Annotated in this window: 17 protein-coding genes and 3 pseudogenes; 13 read left to right on the plus strand and 7 right to left on the minus strand. The window is 67.9% G+C overall.

What is annotated here, in order from left to right; genetic code table 11:
* Window positions 1-163 precede the first annotated feature (163 nt).
* Entirely contained in the window at window positions 164-1,642 is a 1,479-nt protein-coding gene (locus tag KBX37_RS29590; protein WP_210779174.1) for a restriction endonuclease, read from the plus strand.
* Here the strand turns inward: KBX37_RS29590 and KBX37_RS29595 are convergent.
* Together KBX37_RS29595 and KBX37_RS29600 are read right to left on the minus strand one after the other, a co-directional pair.
* Window positions 1,626-2,491, minus strand: a protein-coding gene (locus KBX37_RS29595) for an IS5 family transposase (protein WP_210779186.1) whose coding sequence is annotated in 2 segments (ribosomal slippage) — window positions 1,626-2,158 and window positions 2,158-2,491 — 867 coding nt in all. Because the reading frame shifts where the segments join, the coding sequence is not laid out codon by codon here. The genes KBX37_RS29590 and KBX37_RS29595 overlap by 17 nt on opposite strands.
* 343 nt (window positions 2,492-2,834) lie before the next feature.
* Window positions 2,835-3,227, minus strand: coding sequence for a hypothetical protein (locus KBX37_RS29600; RefSeq protein ID WP_210779175.1), 393 nt, complete (start codon window positions 3,225-3,227; stop codon window positions 2,835-2,837).
* A gap of 546 nt (window positions 3,228-3,773) precedes the next feature.
* On the opposite strand from KBX37_RS29600, the gene KBX37_RS29605 reads away from it, so the two are divergent.
* Window positions 3,774-4,229 carry an N-acetyltransferase gene (locus KBX37_RS29605; RefSeq protein ID WP_210779176.1) on the plus strand — a complete coding sequence of 152 codons (456 nt, stop codon included), beginning with the start codon at window positions 3,774-3,776 and terminating at the stop codon, window positions 4,227-4,229.
* Between the two features lie 451 nt (window positions 4,230-4,680).
* On the opposite strand, the gene KBX37_RS29610 is transcribed toward KBX37_RS29605, so the two are convergent.
* Window positions 4,681-5,376 (minus strand): methyltransferase domain-containing protein, encoded by a 696-nt coding sequence (locus tag KBX37_RS29610; RefSeq protein WP_247659243.1) that lies wholly within the window; start codon window positions 5,374-5,376, stop codon window positions 4,681-4,683.
* 28 nt (window positions 5,377-5,404) lie between these two features.
* On the opposite strand from KBX37_RS29610, the gene KBX37_RS29615 reads away from it, so the two are divergent.
* Entirely contained in the window at window positions 5,405-5,815 is a 411-nt protein-coding gene (locus tag KBX37_RS29615) for a MerR family transcriptional regulator (protein WP_210779178.1), read from the plus strand.
* Window positions 5,816-6,565: 750 nt separating this feature from the next.
* Here KBX37_RS29615 and KBX37_RS29620 read toward each other — a convergent pair.
* Window positions 6,566-7,132: a hypothetical protein gene (locus KBX37_RS29620; RefSeq protein WP_210779179.1), complete on the minus strand. Its 567-nt coding sequence runs from the start codon at window positions 7,130-7,132 to the stop codon at window positions 6,566-6,568.
* 213 nt (window positions 7,133-7,345) lie between these two features.
* On the minus strand, window positions 7,346-7,480 hold the full coding sequence (locus tag KBX37_RS35340) for a hypothetical protein (RefSeq protein ID WP_256440388.1): 135 nt from the start codon (window positions 7,478-7,480) through the stop codon (window positions 7,346-7,348).
* 266 nt (window positions 7,481-7,746) lie between these two features.
* Between KBX37_RS35340 and KBX37_RS34990 the strand changes: the two genes are divergently transcribed.
* The 9 genes and pseudogenes from KBX37_RS34990 (at window position 7,747) to KBX37_RS29665 (ending at window position 13,880) form a co-directional block, all read left to right on the plus strand.
* Window positions 7,747-8,193 carry a hypothetical protein gene (locus KBX37_RS34990; protein ID WP_247659244.1) on the plus strand — a complete coding sequence of 149 codons (447 nt, stop codon included), beginning with the start codon at window positions 7,747-7,749 and terminating at the stop codon, window positions 8,191-8,193.
* Entirely contained in the window at window positions 8,193-8,453 is a 261-nt protein-coding gene (locus KBX37_RS29630) for a helix-turn-helix transcriptional regulator (protein WP_210779180.1), read from the plus strand. The genes KBX37_RS34990 and KBX37_RS29630 overlap by 1 nt, the downstream gene beginning before the upstream one ends.
* Complete coding sequence (locus tag KBX37_RS29635) at window positions 8,450-8,743, plus strand: hypothetical protein (protein WP_210779181.1); 294 nt, start codon at window positions 8,450-8,452, stop codon at window positions 8,741-8,743. The genes KBX37_RS29630 and KBX37_RS29635 overlap by 4 nt, the downstream gene beginning before the upstream one ends.
* Window positions 8,733-10,297, plus strand: a pseudogene (locus KBX37_RS29640) (replication initiator). Before KBX37_RS29635 ends, KBX37_RS29640 begins: the two are co-directional and overlap by 11 nt.
* A 66-nt stretch (window positions 10,298-10,363) precedes the next feature.
* A complete protein-coding gene (locus KBX37_RS29645; protein ID WP_210779182.1) occupies window positions 10,364-10,582 on the plus strand; it encodes a helix-turn-helix domain-containing protein in 219 nt (72 codons plus the stop codon).
* Complete coding sequence (gene xerC / locus KBX37_RS29650) at window positions 10,579-11,712, plus strand: tyrosine recombinase XerC (RefSeq protein ID WP_210779183.1); 1,134 nt, start codon at window positions 10,579-10,581, stop codon at window positions 11,710-11,712. The genes KBX37_RS29645 and xerC overlap by 4 nt, the downstream gene beginning before the upstream one ends.
* Before the next feature lie 921 nt (window positions 11,713-12,633).
* A complete protein-coding gene (locus KBX37_RS29655; RefSeq protein ID WP_210779184.1) occupies window positions 12,634-12,804 on the plus strand; it encodes a hypothetical protein in 171 nt (56 codons plus the stop codon).
* A 17-nt stretch (window positions 12,805-12,821) separates the two neighbouring features.
* The gene (locus KBX37_RS29660; protein ID WP_307849261.1) at window positions 12,822-13,169 is read left to right on the plus strand and encodes a hypothetical protein; all 348 of its coding nucleotides are present in this window, start codon (window positions 12,822-12,824) and stop codon (window positions 13,167-13,169) included.
* Between the two features lie 453 nt (window positions 13,170-13,622).
* A complete protein-coding gene (locus KBX37_RS29665; RefSeq protein ID WP_247659245.1) occupies window positions 13,623-13,880 on the plus strand; it encodes a hypothetical protein in 258 nt (85 codons plus the stop codon).
* A gap of 135 nt (window positions 13,881-14,015) precedes the next feature.
* Here the strand turns inward: KBX37_RS29665 and KBX37_RS29670 are convergent.
* Window positions 14,016-15,407, minus strand: a pseudogene (locus KBX37_RS29670) (IS1380 family transposase).
* A gap of 148 nt (window positions 15,408-15,555) precedes the next feature.
* A pseudogene (locus tag KBX37_RS29675) lies at window positions 15,556-15,687 on the minus strand (IS5/IS1182 family transposase); the annotation flags it as partial.
* A gap of 185 nt (window positions 15,688-15,872) precedes the next feature.
* On the opposite strand from KBX37_RS29675, the gene KBX37_RS36130 reads away from it, so the two are divergent.
* Entirely contained in the window at window positions 15,873-16,250 is a 378-nt protein-coding gene (locus KBX37_RS36130; RefSeq protein ID WP_374103923.1) for a hypothetical protein, read from the plus strand.
* The last annotated feature ends 46 nt before the right edge of the window (window positions 16,251-16,296 follow it).

The raw sequence follows: 16,296 nt of genomic DNA on the forward strand, positions 1-16,296 counted from the left end.
CCCTTGCGGGCGACCGCGACCACGTCACGGCGGAACTCCAGGGGGAACGCTTTCGGCATGACAGACATCCTTCCAGCGAGGAACGCATCCTCACAGGTGGGGAGTCAACCGAACCGGGGGCAGTCCCGGTCGTGCTTGTCTACTGCGGAGCTTCGGAGGACGCATGGCGCGACGCAAGGGCCTGATTGCTCAGATGCTCGACGCGCGTAAGCAGACCAAGAAGCTCCAAGCGCAAGCAGAGGCGCGCTGGCACCGCGAGTTGGTGGCCGAACAGAAGCGTCATGAAGCCGAGGCAAACCGCGAGGCTAAGCAAGCCGAGGCAGCTGTCAAGAAGGCAGAGGCAGCGCGGCTGCGGCAAGAAGTGCAGGCGAAGCGTCTAGCCGACCAAGCAGAGGCGAAGGCAGCTCGGGAGGCCCTCCAACGCCAGCGTGTTGAGGAACGTCAGCGAGCTGCTGATGGCCGCGCACAGGCGCAGGAGGCGGCCGCTGCGAAGCGCCTGGCGGAGCGGGACGCACACGCCCGCAAGACGGCAGAAGCCGAGTTTCGGACCGAGGCCATCAGCACGAGGGTTGCCGAGTACGCACAACTGCTAGCCCACAGAAACCGGCGGGCCGCCGGAGCTGCCCTTGAGCTTAGGGCGGCGTTGACCCACGGCGGACCAAACGCGTTTGTTGAGCGTCTACAGCATGTCCTCGCCCAGTCTCGATACCCAGAGGGCCTGACAGGCAAGGTTGCTGCTCACTATGATCCCGCCTCCAGTGAGCTACTGATCGAATACGAGCTACCGCTTCGAGACGTCGTGCCCACGGTCGCCGCTTACCGCTATACGACGACGAAAGGCATGGTTGCGATACCGCGCAAGGAATCCGAGACTAAGAAGCTGTACGGCGACGTCCTGGCTCGATTAACGTTGCGCACCATTGATGAGACTTTCGGCGCGACTCCTCCAGACCTCATCACCAGCATCGTCTTCAACGGCTACGCTTCGACCAAGGACAAGGCAACTGGTCGCGCCATTCGCCCGCTGCTCATGAGCGTGGGCGCGGAGCGGGACAAGTTTGCCGTTGTACAGCTCGATGAGCCAGAACTGGATCCGGTGCTGTGCCTTCGTAACCACCTGAACGCCATTGTCTCTCCGCACCCGTACGACCTCGAAGGCGTCAGGCCAGTAGTTTCTTTTGACCTTTCAAAGTACAAGTTCGTCGATGGAATGGATGTCGTCGCCGGCTTGGATAGTCGTACGGGCCTACTGACACTTTCTTCTGGAGAGTTCGAGCATCTTATCCGTAGCCTTTTCGAGAGCCTCGGCATGAAGTCCTTGGTTACGCAACCCTCCAAGGATGAGGGTGTCGACGGTGTCGCTGTCAATGAGGATCCGATTGTGGGCGGGCTTTGCATCATTCAAGCAAAGCGTTACAGCAAAATCGTCGGCCTAGAAGCTGTCCATGCACTTGCTGGCGTAATGGATCACAAGCGTGCGGGCAAGGGCGTCCTCGTCACTACCTCTTGGGTTGGCAAGGCGAGCCGCGACTTCGCCGCCGCAAACGGACGCATCGAGATTATCGAGGGCCGCAATCTCAAGTACCTGCTGAAGGAGCATCTTGGCCTAGGGTCTGTCCTGTCGATCATGGAAGCCAGATGATGGCGGCGATGAGGACGAGGCTGGATCGGTAGAGGGATGCGCGTTTGGCGTAGCGGGTGGCCAGGTCACGCCACTGTTTGAGTCGGTTGAAGCAGCGTTCCACGACGTTGCGCTTGCGGTAGATCACCTTGTCGAAGGCTGGGGGTCTGCCGCCGGCGCTGCCTTTGGCGGCGCGGCGGGCGACCTGGTCCGAGCGTTCGGGAATGACGTGCCGGATGCCGCGTTGTCGCAGGGCGCGGCGGGTGGAGTCGTGGGCGTAGCCCTTGTCCGCGATCAGTACCTCGGGGCGTTTGCGGGGCCGGCCGGGTCCGGGCTCGTTGACCCGTATCGCGTCCAGCAGGGCCAACAGTTGCGGGTTGTCGCCGGCCTGACCTGGGGTGAGCAGGATCGACAACGGCCGGCCGCGGCCATCGACGGCGAGATGGATCTTCGTGCTCAGCCCGCCGCGGGACCGGCCGATGGCCTCGCCATCTTGCGCACCAGGCGTCGCCGGACTTGCCGGGGAGCCCCCTTTTTGCGGGCGCCAGCGGCATGCTGGTGCGCCCGCACGATCGACGAGTCGACGCTGATCGTCCACTGCACCGGTGTGCCGTCGTCATGCACCTGCGCCGCGGCCAGGATCCGATCCCACGTGCCGTCAGCCGTCCAGCGGCGCAGGCGTTCGTGGCAGGTCTTCCACGGCCCGAAGCGTTCCGGCAGGTCACGCCACGGCGCACCTGTACGCAGCTTCCACAGGATCCCATTGATGACCTGCCGGTGATCCCGCCACCGCCCCCGAGCACCACCCGGCTCCGGCAGCAGCGGCGCGATCACCACCCACGCCTCATCGGTCAACTCACCACGACGCACCACCGGCACATCGTCAACGATCAACCACCACAAGATCGGCAGGACACGCCCTAGACGTCCTAATCGGTCTACAGAAGATCCCACCCGGCTGGGACAGGGCAGACTTGGAGTAGGAACAACCTCACCGGGCTGGATGAGACCTCCGTGTGCCCCGGAGACTCCTTGACCCCCAGGCAACCAACGCGGGGCTCTGACCTGGCGCTTCCTGGGGACTGAACTGCCGGAACCGTCCACCACGGTCCCCGCTCGTCCGCTGGTGTCCGTCCCGATTGTCACCCAGTTGGTCACCCGCTTCTTGCGCGATCCGTCAGCACGCAGCCCGCCGCTACCCACCACCTGGTGCTCACCGCCACACCGGCGGTTCGCCGAACCTGCCACCCCGGACGAGGGCGTCGGCCGCGATCTCTTCGACTGTCCAGACGTGGTCCACGAAGTCGTCTACCGCCACACCGCCCGACCGCATCAACGCCCGAGTCAGCGTCATCATCTCGTCCCGGCGCGAAGCTCGGTAGTTAATCTGGACCGCCCAGGTGGGCCGCTGTCCGACAGCCCGCTCTAGTGTCGCCACCATGTCGGGCTCCCAGTCGACGTACAAGTCGCGGTCCTCCTCCACCAGCCAGACGAAGACTGGCCCCGGTGCAACCCACTGGCCCGGCTGAGCCTCGGCGAGCACGCCCAAGAGCCGAACGACATTGACCTTTGGCATGGCCGGGAAAACGAAGGCGTCCTCGCTCACGCGCAGACGATACGACCTTCAGTTTGGAAGGTGCATAGCCTCAGACCCGAAAATGGGCTCCCCAGCCGACGGCCAGAGTGACAAACTGCAGGTAACAGCTATGGCCCGCCGTGCTCCCACCCCGCGCCACGGCTTTGATTACGGGCCTCGGGGCGGTTGGCGTGTCCATTTTCCCGCATGTGCGGCGCCCCGAAGGGACCCAGGAACAGCTTGGGAATCGGGTTGAGTCGCGACCCCCGCTCGTGGTGCCGGCTGGTCGTGGATGCCTGGACGACCCGACCCAGCGCTGCGGCGGACCTCCGCTGACCGATGTTGACCGCTGCATCGGGCACGGATCGGGCACGGACTCTGGTGAGGCTGAGGCTTGAACCTAAGCCGCGAGCGGGCTCTACAGCCAGGTGACAGTCGGCCGCCTGGCGGCCGTCTTGGCGGAGGCCACTACTGGTTCATCCCGCGCCGACTTCTTCTAACGCTAGGGTCGCCGAGGACTGGCGGCCCCGCACTGAGAGTGCGCGCGGGTGCATTGGACTCGGTAGGTTGTCGATCATGACGGACGTACGGCTAGAGCCGATGACCGAGGATCAGTACAAGCCGTGGCGGACCGAGGCCGAGGCGCACTACGCGCAGAGCCTCGCCGCGTCGGGCCAGTCGGCGCAGTACGCGGCCAGCAACGCCGCCGACACCTACGCGCAGCTACTTCCCGACGAGTCCGCCACCCCTGACCACCATTTCTGGTACGCCTACGACGGCGACCGCCGGGTCGGTTTCCTCTGGATCAAAGTCACCCACGACACTGCGTTCGTTTACAACGTCGCCGTCGAACCCGACGTACGCCGCCAGGGCTACGGCCGCGCGATCATGCTGGCCGCCGAGCGCTGGTGCCACGACAACGCGCTGACCAGAATCGGTCTGCACGTCTTCGCCCACAACACCGCCGCCCGGGCCCTCTACGAGCAGCTGGGCTTCACCGAGACCGGGCGCAACATGGCCAAAGACCTGTGACCGCGAACCGCCCGACCGCCCAGCTTCTCGACCTCCTGCGACCCGTCGGAGGTGCTGATTCTCGGTAGTGGACTCGTGCAGCTCCGAGGCCGTCTCCGTCACGAAACGGCCGCCGGTGCTGGCGCTCCGGTGCACCTCGCGTCTCGGCTCTGCGGCCACCGAGGCAGGATTGGATCTTTGTTCGGCGCCGGGTGGAGTGTCGGCAGACGTTCGTTTGTCAACACTGGCCTGCCATCAACGACGTCTCGCCCGAGGGTCGGCGTGGCACGTCCGCGACCACGTGCGCGGTCGCCGGCTCCTTCTCTCCTTTGATGTTCCGGTGACATGCGGTGACCGGGCGACACATGAGCAAAGGTCAACAGCTCGGAACCCTGAGAGAACTGGGGGCAATTTCCATGGCGCGAAAGGGAAACCGGCCCGCCCGACAGCGCCTTTGACCCGAGCTTGACGCTTATCCCTGCGCTGCGACGAGGAACATCGGCACCGCCACGAAGATCCGGTTCGTGCGGGCGCGCTCGGCCTGCTCGGCGAGCCAGCCCTCCTTGTCGGTGATCCGGTGCAGCGGGCCGAGCGCGGTGTCGTCGGTGAACACGCTGGTGTGCACCTCGACGACCGGATCGGTGAACCCGGCGTCGAGCAGCAGGTTGCGGTACCTCCGGGCAACGCGCGGCGACGGGAGCAAGTCTGCCTTCGCCTGGATCAGCCGGCGGGTGGTCTCCGGCTCGTCCGAGTCGATGACGAACGTGTCCCAGTCCTGGCCTAGCAGCACGACCCGGCCGCCCGGCGCAAGCACCCGGCGTGCCTCGGCCACGGCTCGCGCCGGGTCGTCGAGCGTGTGTAACACCTTGTCCGCGCGGTAGCCGGAAACCGATCCGGTCTCCAGCGGCAGCTCGTAGGCGTCGCCGACGTGGAACTCGCCGGTCGGCCAGCGCTCCCGGGCCGCAGCGATCATGTCGGGGTCGAGGTCGACGCCGATTGCGCGGGCCCCGCGTTCGACCAGCTCGGCGACCGCGCGGCCAGGGCCGCAGCCGGCGTCAACCACGGTTCGGCCGGTGAGGTCGCCGAGCAGCTCGTAGGAACGTGCGCGCAGTTCGAGGGCCTGGGGCTGCGCGTCGAAGGCATCGAGGACAGCAAGCAGGTTGTACATGCCCACCATGATCTGACTTAATGTCGACATGAAGTCAAGCCCGATGACGATCGGCCAGGTGGCCGACCACTTCGGCCTGCCGACGCACGTACTACGGCACTGGGAGTCGGTGGGCCTGCTCTGCCCCGCCCGCGTCGAGGGCGGCCGCCGCCGCTACACCCGCGACGACCTGGCCCGGGTGGCGTCTATCGTGCGCCTGAAGCAGGCCGGCCTGCCGCTGCCGGACATCGGGGAGTTCCTCGCCTCGATCCACACCGCCGCACGCAAGGACGTGCTGCGCCGCAACCGCCGCGTGCTGCAGGCCAGGATGGCGGCGCTGCGGTCGGCGCTCGACCTCCTCGATGCCGGGCTGAACTGCTCGCACGAGAACATCACGACCTGTCCGAACTACCGGGCCCACCTCGCGGAGCTGGTGGACGTCCAGGAGGTAGAGAGGTAGACAGGCGTCCGAGCAGCGCTTCCGCCATGTCTGCCTCGGTGACATGGTGGCCGTCGTGATCGCTCACTGGCGGGCTTTGGGCATGCTTTAGCCGGCGGCAGCAGCCCCGAGGAGTGTTGCCATCCCGTCTGCCATCGACCCGCCCTTCTGGGGAGCGGGCCACCGCCCGGCCCGCCACGTCATGCGGACCTTGACGGCTCGTACGGACGCTGGCGGGTCGGGCAGTGGTCTGCTCGGCTTGCCCGGGTCGATGACAGACGGGATGGTTACCGCAACCACCCACGGACCGCGACCCGCCGACGGAGCCCCGGCCATCCTGGAGCCGGAGCGCCCCCGCCGGAGGCGCCCTAACCGCAACCCCGCGACCGCCGCCAGCTCGCCGACGCGGCCGGCGTGCCCTCCCCTACGCCGCGCGGGATGCGGCCGCGCGGCCCGGCCGGCTGCCGGCCCACCACCACCCGGTCAACGGTCTGTCGTTCTGCGGCGGCCCTCCGGGCTTCCCGCTGTCCGCGCCAGCCGCCGGGCGTCCGGCGTGACGGCCGCAGAGCGACAGCGGCAGCGGCCGGCGCGCGCCCAGGCGGCGGCGCGTGCGGCCCGCTCAGGGCCGCCTTGAAGACGTACAGAAAGTTCTCACCACTTCGCTGGCAGCGCCGGTTGATGGTTGACACGGCGGCCTCGGCTGATGTTCGACACCCACTGCACGGCGAGGCCGTTGACGCCGAAATGTCGAGGTTCAACAGCGGCGACCAGTTAGCGAATCGCGGCCACGCCTTGGGCAGCCCATGGGAGCAGCGCGAGGACGGCGGCGAGTTCACTGACTGCCAGAAGGATCCGGGCGGGGCGACGGCTAGCGATGTTGGCCAGGGGCTTATGGCCCCGCTGTTTCCAAGCGGTGAGCGCCCTGATGGCCAGGTACATGACGGGCAGAACGGTGAAAAGCATGGCCCAGGCCGCGTACATGCCGAGCACGTATGCCAAGAGGACGTCCACGTACACGCCAGTGAGGCGCGGTCCGAGCCGGAGCAGTCCGAGCTGAAGGATCGCCATCACCGCGCACGCACCCAACAGGAATGTCCAGGGCCGCCGGCGGAACGCCTCGTCGCCGACGGGCGCGGCGGCCAAGAGGACCATGCCGAGCCCTGTTGGCGCCCATCCCAGAACGAAGAACAACCCGACGTCGGCACCCAGCGCGTCCACTGCCACGCGAATCACCGGCGGCCAGAAATAACGGCCCAGCCACACGGCCGCGACCGGCAGACCGCACCAGAACAGGACCCCCGGTATGCCAATGTGGTTGCCGTTCCGAGGCTCGTCCATGGTGGAGCAGAGTACCCACCACCGCTAGCTTCGTCCCTCTTCTATCGATCGCGGCCAGGCTGCAACTTTTACGCGGGTGCGCACCGGGCCATGACCGCGTCTAGGTCGCTTGATCTCGACCTGGCGTCAAGCGTCCTGCGAAGCCGTTTCGTCAACCATCATGCGAGACCACGCATCGCTGGCAGCCGGCGGCCCTGCTCGCGCATTGGCTGCTCAGGCGGCGTAGACGGCGGTGGCGTCGTCGCTGCGCTTGTTGCGTGCCCACTTCATGCAGGACGGGTCAGCGGCCTCGATGGCGCGTACTCGCCGGATCAGCTCGGTTGGGCCGGGTGCGCCCGTCGCCGCCAACTACAGCTTCGGTCATACATCGATGCGCAACCCCCCTTTACAGGGGATACGGGGAGCGCAAAAAAAGGCCCCGACGGGATTGCGGCCCGTCGAGGCCCGGTGCATCGGCCCTCTGCGAAAGGAACAACGATGCCGTCCAGCGTACCGTTCACCCTGCTCATTGCGCCTCGGGCCACTCCTCGGCGCTGTCCGATGCTCGCCTGCTGTCTGCTCTGGCGGCGCTTCGGGACGCGCTGGCCCCTGGGAAGGCGCTGAACCTGCCTGCGGTGCTCGATCGCACCATGCTGCTGGATGTCCTGTCCGTGCTGTGCACGAACGCCACCTCTGCACCTGCCCCCGAACCCGTCGTCTGGCCCTGGAAGAAGCTGCGTCAGTCTCGTGGCTGGTCGCAGCTGGAGGTGTTCCGCCGGCTGAGCAAGGTCGCCGCCGATGAGGGCGTGCGGCTGCCGGAATGGGCCACCTTCAAGCGAAACCTGTGCCGCTGGGAGAGCGGCAGCGTCACGGTGTCCCCGTTCTACGAGGGGCTGTTGGGCCGATTGTTCGGCCTGCCCGGCTTCACTGCCGACGAAACCATCGAACTCTGCTACTGGTGCGGCCGTCCCGGTTGCCAGTGGTGCCCGACGAACCGCTGCCCCGACCCACTCAATCAGCAGTGCCAATGCCGCGGCTGCATCGCCACTCGGGCCGATGAGGCGGAATTGGCGGTGGCCTGATGACCGCCACCATCCTGAACCGGCCCGCCACCGGGCGGGCCATCGTCAACCCCGCTGTCACCTTCGGTCCGACCGTGGCGCGGCTGCGCCGCCGTCGCGGTCTGTCGCAGGTGGTCTGCGCGCAACTGGTTGGCTGGTCGGAAACCTGGCTGGCCAAGGTCGAACACGACCGCATCCCCGTGGATCGGTTGTCGGTCCTGCGGGACCTCGCCCGCGTCCTGGGCGTCGACCTAGCGGTGCTGATCGAGGTGGCCCGATGACCACCACCGGAGCACCCGCCGCCTACGTGTGGCGTCAACCCCGCCTTGCCCGGGGCTGGGAACCCGTCCAACTGATCGGCCGCCTGAAGATCCTCGCCGCCCGCGACGGGATCGAGCTGCCGAAGACCTACCAACTCATCCGCGACATCTACCTCTGGGAGCACCACCGGGCCGACCTGCCCGCGCATGTGGCCTCCCTGCTCGGCCGGATCTTCGAGCACCCGAACCCGTTCGGCACCGGCCCCATCCAGCACCTCCCGATGAAGGCGGTCCGCACCCGTGGCCGCTGACCTCACCACCGTTGTCCCGGACCAGGCTCACCCGTCTGGTCCGGGGCACCGGCCGCACCCCGCCACCGGCTCGCCCGGCTCGTTCACCGGCCGCGACGAGTCCGCCTTCGCTCGCGCCTGCGACCCTCGCGTCTTCGACTGGCTCGACCATGTCAAGGCAGCCGCGGGCTGCTCCCACCCGATCCGCCTCGCCGGTGAAGTTGCCACCATCGAACGGGCCACCGGCCAGCTCCTCACCTCCGTGTCGACCGCTGACCTGCCAGACGGGGAAATCTACAAGCCGTGCGGCAACCGCCGCCACGCCGTCTGCCCCTCGTGCGCCCGCACCTACCAACGCGACGCCTACCAACTCCTGCGCGCCGGCCTCGCCGGCGGCAAAGGCATCCCCGCCACTGTCGCCGGCCACCCGGCGGTCTTTCCGACCTTCACCGCCCCGTCGTTCGGCACCGTTCACACCCGGGTCGTGAAGCGCCACACCTGCGGCAACCGCCGCCGCTGCGACTGCCGCGCCGAATCCTGCCACCCCCGCCGCGCATCCGACCCCACCGTCCGGCCCTGCGAGCACGGACAGCCCACCGTCTGCTGGGCTCGGCATGAGGAAGGCGATCCTCGGCTCGGTCAGCCGCTGTGTCTGGACTGCTACGACTATGACGCCCAGGTCGTGTGGAACCACTCCGCGCCGGAGTTGTGGCGCCGCACCACCATCGCCATCACCCGCCACCTCAACGCCCGCGCCCGTACTCTCGGCTTTCCCCCGGTCGACCAGGTCACCGCCTCCGGTCGGCTGCGCCGGGTGTCCCCGGTCAAGCCCTCGTTCGGCAAGGTTGCCGAGATGCAACGCCGCGCCGTCGTGCACTATCACGCCATCGTCCGCCTCGACGGCGTCGATGCCGACCCGGACGCCGTCGTGCCGCGGCCGGCTGCCCTGACCGTTGACGACCTGGTCGCCGCCATCGAGCACGCGCCGCCACCGTCGCCTTCACCACCCGCCCGCACCCCGCCAACCCGGCCGGCTGGCGCATCGCCTGGGGCGAGCAGGTCGACGTACGCCCCGTCACCGCCGACGGGGAGATCACCGACGGCAAGGTCGCCGGCTACCTGGCCAAGTACGCCACCAAGAGCACCGAAGCCACCGGCCACGTCTCCCGCCGCCTCGACGGCGAAGTCATCGACCTCTACGCCAACGAGCACGGCACCCACCCCGAACGGCTCGTCGACGCTTGCTGGACCCTTGGCCAACATCGCGACTGGCAGCAGCTTCGGCGGTGGGCGCACATGCTCGGCTTTGGTGGCCACTTCCTCACCAGGAGCCGCCGCTACTCGGTCACCTTCCGCATCCTCCGTGAAGCGCGGGTCATCTGGCGACGCACCGAGGGCGGCCACGAATACGCCGACCAGCCCGCTGACGAAGAGACAACGCTGATCGTCGGTCTGCTGTCCTACGCCGGCTCCGGCTGGCGCACCACCGGAGACGCCCTCCTGGCCAACACCGCCGCCGCCATGGCCCGCGAGCGACACGAAGTCGCCCGGGAGGAGTTACTTGCCGCCGCCTGACCGGTCACCGATCCACCGTCAAGCCAGTCTTGACGGTCAACCTGTCCCCGATGGAAGGAGCACCGTTTGACCGCACCCGCCCTCGACGCGCCCGCCAAGGCGCTCTACCGCATCCCGGAGGCGATGCGACTGCTCAGCCTGTCCCGCTCCGTGATCTACGAGCAGATCCGCGCCGGCAGGCTTCGCACCGTCCGGCAAGGCCGCACCCGCCTCGTTCCCGCCGCCGCCATTACCGCCTACGTCGACCTGCTGGAAGACGAAGCTCAGAAGGGAGGCACCCAATGACGAAACGCCGCGCCCGAGGAGAAGGCGGCCTGCACTGGGACGAGTCCCGGCAACGCTGGATCGCCACCGTCACCGTCGGCTACACCCCGGCAGGCAAGCGCATCGTGCGCAAAGGCAGCGGCAAGACCAAGACCGAAGCCCGCACCAAACTGCGGGAAAAGATCCGCGACTACGAGAACGGCCTGGCGCTCGTCCAGGATGGACAAACCGTGGCCGATGCTCTCAACGACTGGTTGACGTACGGGCTCAGCAGACAGTCGGAGAGCACCAAAGCGAACTACGCCACCCTCGCAAACTCTCACATTGTCGGCGAGCTCGGCGCGAGGAAGCTGCGGGACCTCACTGCGACCGACGTCGACCGTTGGCTCATGGGCAAGGCCCAACACCTGAGCACCCGGACTCTTCGGCTCCTTCACTCCTTGCTGAACCGCGCGGTCAATCGGGCCATGGCGCGGGACAAGGTCAAGCGCAACGTTGTCGCGCTCTGCGCCGTTCCCAACGGTCGCGGCGGTCGTCCTTCCAAATCCCTGACCCTCGACCAGGCTAAGGCGCTCCTGGTGGCTGCGGAGAGCAGCGCGTTGCACGCCTACATCGTGGTCTCACTGCTGACCGGTGCCCGTACCGAGGAACTACGGGCACTCACCTGGGCGCATGTTGACCTCAAGGGCAAGCCGGCCAACGAACCGCCGTTGCCGCCCTCCATCCAGGTCTGGCGCTCGGTACGCGCCGATGGTGACACCAAGACCAGGAAGTCGCGTCGCACCCTGGCCCTGCCGGCCCGGTGCGTCATCGCGCTCACCATCCATCACGAAGACCAGGGCCAGCCCTCCGCTGACCGGCTCGTCTTCGTCTCCGCCGCTGGCACCGCCCTCGATCGGCACAACGTGCTGCGGGCGTTCCGCCCCGTCGTCGCCAGAGCGGGCCTCGACCCGCGCGACTGGACACCCCGCGAGCTGCGGCACAGTTTCGTCTCGCTGCTCTCCGACAGCGGTGTGAGCATCGAGCAGATCGCGGACCTCTGCGGGCACTCCGGCACGACCGTCACCGAGAGCGTCTACCGGCACCAACTGCGGCCGGTGCTCCTCGGCGGTGCCGTAGCCATGGATCGGATCTTCGACGCTGAGGCGTAGTCACTCGGTTAGTCATCCGGACGCGAGAAGAGGGCATATCCATCGATCGGATATGCCCTCTGATCAGTGTCGGGACGGCCGGATTCGAACCGACGACCCCTTGTTACGGACCGCAGCCATTCCGGGCTTGTCATCGCTTACCGCAAGTTGGCATTGACCTGCACAGACACCGCCAGGCGCTGACCCCCCCTTGTCACTGATTGTCAACGTCAGGCCAGGGTTTTCGGGGGGTAAACGGGGGCACGCCGACAGGACGTCGCCAGAGTCTCACCGCGCCCCGCTCCCCCACCATCGGGACCTCCCGTCACAAGAGAACGACGTGCGCCTACCCATCGCGACCCGCCTACCGTAGGCATGGGGGTTCGTGTCGGTGGCCCGAGTTGAACCCCAACTACATGATCCTCCTCCATAAAGAACTGCAACTGACGTGAGACCACTCCCCAGTCACCGGATACTGTCGGCTGACACTTGGCGCTGACCGTCGATGCCACCGGTGACGGCGGCCGTCCACCGGCCGCCCTGACGACCGCTACTGGAACGGATCGCACCGAGCAGCCTGACCCCGCCGGAGCGCGGCCGCCGCGAGTACGAGCGGCAGCGCCGCGATCAGCGGGCTAGCCGACGCCGTGTTCAGCCACGCCGGTTCGTCCATTACCGCCGGCGATCACGCCGTCCAGCAGACGATCGCGTTGGACGGCGGCGTGCGGCTGGCCGCCGGCGGCGTGGACGACGTCCGGCTGGCGCCCTCGGCCGAATCGGACCGATCCCGGGCAGCGTCACGTTCACCTCCACCAACGGCGTGATTAACTACACGGCCCGACCACCCGCCTGGCCGAAGAGGCTCCTGAGGCCGGCGGGGGAACGCCCACCCCGCCGGCCTCAGTCGTCCCCGCCGAGCCGGCGAGGCTGTACCCTGACCCCATGCCCGACGCACCGCAGCCCACCGCCTCCCAGCGGATGTTCGCCGCCCTCGGCCGTCCGGCACCCGAGCCCCTCACCGACGCTGAGCGCCGGCGCTGGGAAGCCGATCAGGACGCCGCCGACGCCAAGGCGACCGAGATCTATCGCACCCCCGGCCAGGCCGCCGCGTGAGGGTACGCCACCCCCGCGTGCTCGACACGACGGCGATCATCGCCCTCTTCGACGCCCATCCGCCCGTCGTCGACCTGCTCGACCAGGCCGAGCGCGGCTACTGGAATCTGCTGCTGCCGACGACGGCGATCGCCGACGCCGAAACGCACATCAAGGTCGGCACCGGCGGCTGGGAACCGATCCTGCTAACGCCCGGCGTCCGGTCCCTCACCCTCTCCGAGCACAGCGCGATCGAAGTCGGCAGCTGGCCCGGCGACCTCGCCACCCGACACACCGTCCACGAGGCGTACGCCATGCGGGCCGTCGTCGTGACCTGCCAGCCGGGCCTGTACGAGGGCATGCTGGTCCCGCTGCTGTCGGTGTGACCCGCGCACCGGGCACGACGTCGCCGCGTTGTGGACCGGCAAGCCGATCGCCGCGGTCCACGACGTCGACGCCCTGGCCCGCATCGCCGAGACCGAACAGGCCATGCGTGACGCGATCAGCCGGGCCCGGGCCGCCGGGGCCGACCGCGATCAGGCCCACCGCGACCGGGACGCGGCTATCGCCGAGCGCGACCGGGCCGGCGCGAGAAGCAGGCTCCCGAGGCCGCCGGGCGTACCGCCCGAACCGAGGCCGGCGCCCGGGTCGAGGACGCGTGGTACAGGTGGCCGCCGACGAACTTCTCCGCGGCGAGGCCAAGGCCACCCAGCGGTGCGCTTGCCGAGAAACCATCCGACCTGGTAGCGGCCTCTTCGCAGAGGATCCGGAGACATTGATCCTGGGCGCCGATGGCGGGGTGGGGAAAGCCGACGATCAGTGGGCGATGATGGCCGGCCATGCTGCTACGACTGGCGTACCTCGGGGTGACGAACATGTTCGCGATGCTCCGGCTGCTGCCGACGAGCGACCGGAACAAGGACATCGAGATCCTCGCCCTGCGCCATCAGATCATGGTGCCGCAGCGCCAAATCGGCGGACAGGGGCCGCGGTTCGCCCCGAGTGACAGGGCTACGTCATCGCCCGCCAGTTCGCGCTCCCACCCCGCCATCCGCAGCCACATGCACACTCCCCTCAGCCTGGATCCACCGATTTGATGTTGGTTGGTGCCCCCGGGTCTCTGTGTACTGATGTTTGTGGATGGCTTGGGTGATGGGTGTGTTCGGTCTGCCGGGCTCGGTCTCCGGCATGCTCGTGCGGATGGTGGGGCCCATGCGGGCGGTCGGGCAGGGTCAGGCTGGCGTGGGTGGGGCGTGGGTCGCGGTGAACAGTTGTTCCCAGGCTGTCTGCCAGGGCCACCGTGTGGGCAGGTGGACGACGATTCGTCGGGCTCGGCGGGCGATGCGGGCGGGGACGTTGATGAGTTGGCGTCGGATCGTGGCTACGCGGGCTTTGCCGTGGTTGGGGCTGGCCAGGGTGCCGGCGGCGCGGGTGAGGTTGTGGGTCATCGTGGCGAGGGTGAGCCAGGCGGCGTTGGCGGCGAAGCGGCCCGAGGGCATGTGTGCCAGGGGCCCGTCGATGAGGTCGGCGAAGAGTTGCTCGATGATGGCGTGGGCGCGGTGGGTCAGATCCGCTTCCACGGTGGGCAGCTCGGTGTCGGTCAGGAACCCGTGGTACCGCCAGGTGGGGAACAGTTCCTCCTGGCCCGCTGGTGCGGGATTGCGTTCTCGGACTCTGCGTACCACCAGCCGTGCAGTGGCCTTGTGGGTGGTCGTCTCGAAGGCGGTGTACTCGGTTTCGGCGACCTCGGCATCCGAAATCCAGCGCTAGGTCTGTTCGTCGAACACCGCACCGGGGTAGCGCACCGATGTCCACGCGGTTTCGTCGATATCGTCGATCGCCGCCCGTAGTTTCGGGTTGGACTGCAGGGTGAGGGAGAAGTTCACCCCGGCCTTGCGGCAGGCCGACACCACCGGGCCGGAGCCGAACGCCGAGTCGCCACGGACCAGGATCTGCCCGGTGGCCCCGCAGGCGCGGGCGGTGGTGATCGCCTGCTTCACCAGCGATCCGGCGGCCCGGGCCGATCCGGCGTTGCCGCCCCGAAGCCTGGTCGCGGCGACCACGGGGGCGGCCTGCTCGGTGCTGATCGCGGCGACCAACGGTGACAGGCCGCGCAGCCGCACGTTGTAGCCGCCGACCTTGGCGTGTCCGAACGCCGCGCCCTGCTTGGCGTGCCCGTGAACGCGGCGCAGCAACGAGTCCACGTCCACGTAGGCCAGTGTCCCGGCGCCCGGCAGCAGCGGTGTGCGTCTGGCCAGGCCGGCCAGCAGATCCCGGGCGGCGGCCTCCAACTGCAGCGCGTGTCCCCAGGTGAAGAACCGCAGGAACGAGCCCAACGTCGACGGCGCGTACACCCCGTCGAACAGGCTGCCCATTCCGCCGTGGCGCAGTACGTCCAGGTCGGTGATGCTGTCCGCGCCCGCGGCCATTCCCGCCACAATCGCCGCGGCCTTGCCACCCGGGTTGGACCCGGTCGTCAGATCGGGACGTACTCGCCGGGTCACCAGGCCAGCGAGGTCGACCTGCTCGGCCAGACGCATCACCGGGACCAGCCCGGCACACGACACCAGACTCGGCTCGTCGAATACCGCGTCCACACCGCGGTGACCATGGAACAATCGCACCTGACAGATGCCCTCTCGACTTGGTTGATGGAAGCTTCGAGAACTCCCACTTTCCCAGGTCAGAGGGCATCTTCACGCCTGCCGCGCCAGCACAACCCAAGGCCAATCGGTGGATCCAGGCTAAGAGGTCGCGCGGAATGGGTGGTGGTCATGGGCGGCGGGTGGGACGGGTGTCCCACCGGTAGGTGGTCCATGTGCGTCGGATCAGGCTACGGACGGTGATGATCGTGTCGGCGAGGTCGAAGTACGCGTCGATGACTTTCTCGGTTCGTTCGTAGCAGCCACGTCGAGATTCTGATACTGCGCCACCAGCTCGCCATCCTGCAGCGCCAGATCGACAAGCCCCGTCTCACCCCGCCCGACCGGGCATTCCTCGCCGCCCTCCTGCACCGGCTTTCCCGCCCCAAGCTGCGGCGGCTGCACCTGATCGTCTCCCCCGACACCGTCCTGCGCTGGCACCGCGACCTGCTCCGCCGCCATCACGCCAAACAATCCCGGCCGAAACGGGCCGGACGGCCGCCCACCGTCCGCAGCATCCAAACTCTCGTCCTGCGCCTGGCCCGAGAGAACCCGAGCTGGGGCTACCGACGAATCCACGGCGAACTGGCCGGCCTGGGCATCAAGGTCGCCCCCTCCACCGTCTGGGAAATCCTCAAGACCAACGGGATCCAGCCCGCGCCCCAGCGCGACCACCAAACCTGGCTGACCTTCCTGCGCAGCCAAGCACACGCGATCATCGCCGCGGACTTCTTCGAAACCCGGTGTCCCGCACCGGGTTTGATGGAGACATCGAAACCTGGGAGGAACACCACCGATGCCCGCACCGAAGAAGTACAACGATGAGCTGCGTGAGCGTGCGACCCGGTTGGCGGTCGAGGCTCGCCGGGAT

This window comes from Micromonospora sp. U56 (assembly GCF_018070095.1).
GTDB classification, from domain to species: domain Bacteria; phylum Actinomycetota; class Actinomycetes; order Mycobacteriales; family Micromonosporaceae; genus Micromonospora; species Micromonospora purpureochromogenes.

Excerpts from the sequence above, each read along its gene's own strand:
- KBX37_RS29610 (WP_247659243.1), bottom strand. The coding sequence starts at position 5,376 with ATGTACAACCTGCTTGCTGTCCTCGATGCCTTCGACGCGCAGCCCCAG.
- KBX37_RS29655 (WP_210779184.1), top strand. The coding sequence starts at position 12,634 with ATGCCCGACGCACCGCAGCCCACCGCCTCCCAGCGGATGTTCGCCGCC.
- KBX37_RS29605 (WP_210779176.1), top strand. The coding sequence starts at position 3,774 with ATGACGGACGTACGGCTAGAGCCGATGACCGAGGATCAGTACAAGCCG.
- KBX37_RS29590 (WP_210779174.1), top strand. The coding sequence starts at position 164 with ATGGCGCGACGCAAGGGCCTGATTGCTCAGATGCTCGACGCGCGTAAG.
- KBX37_RS29665 (WP_247659245.1), top strand. The coding sequence starts at position 13,623 with ATGCTGCTACGACTGGCGTACCTCGGGGTGACGAACATGTTCGCGATG.
- KBX37_RS29620 (WP_210779179.1), bottom strand. The coding sequence starts at position 7,132 with ATGGACGAGCCTCGGAACGGCAACCACATTGGCATACCGGGGGTCCTG.
- KBX37_RS29615 (WP_210779178.1), top strand. The coding sequence starts at position 5,405 with ATGAAGTCAAGCCCGATGACGATCGGCCAGGTGGCCGACCACTTCGGC.
- KBX37_RS29630 (WP_210779180.1), top strand. The coding sequence starts at position 8,193 with ATGACCGCCACCATCCTGAACCGGCCCGCCACCGGGCGGGCCATCGTC.
- KBX37_RS29635 (WP_210779181.1), top strand. The coding sequence starts at position 8,450 with ATGACCACCACCGGAGCACCCGCCGCCTACGTGTGGCGTCAACCCCGC.
- xerC (WP_210779183.1), top strand. The coding sequence starts at position 10,579 with ATGACGAAACGCCGCGCCCGAGGAGAAGGCGGCCTGCACTGGGACGAG.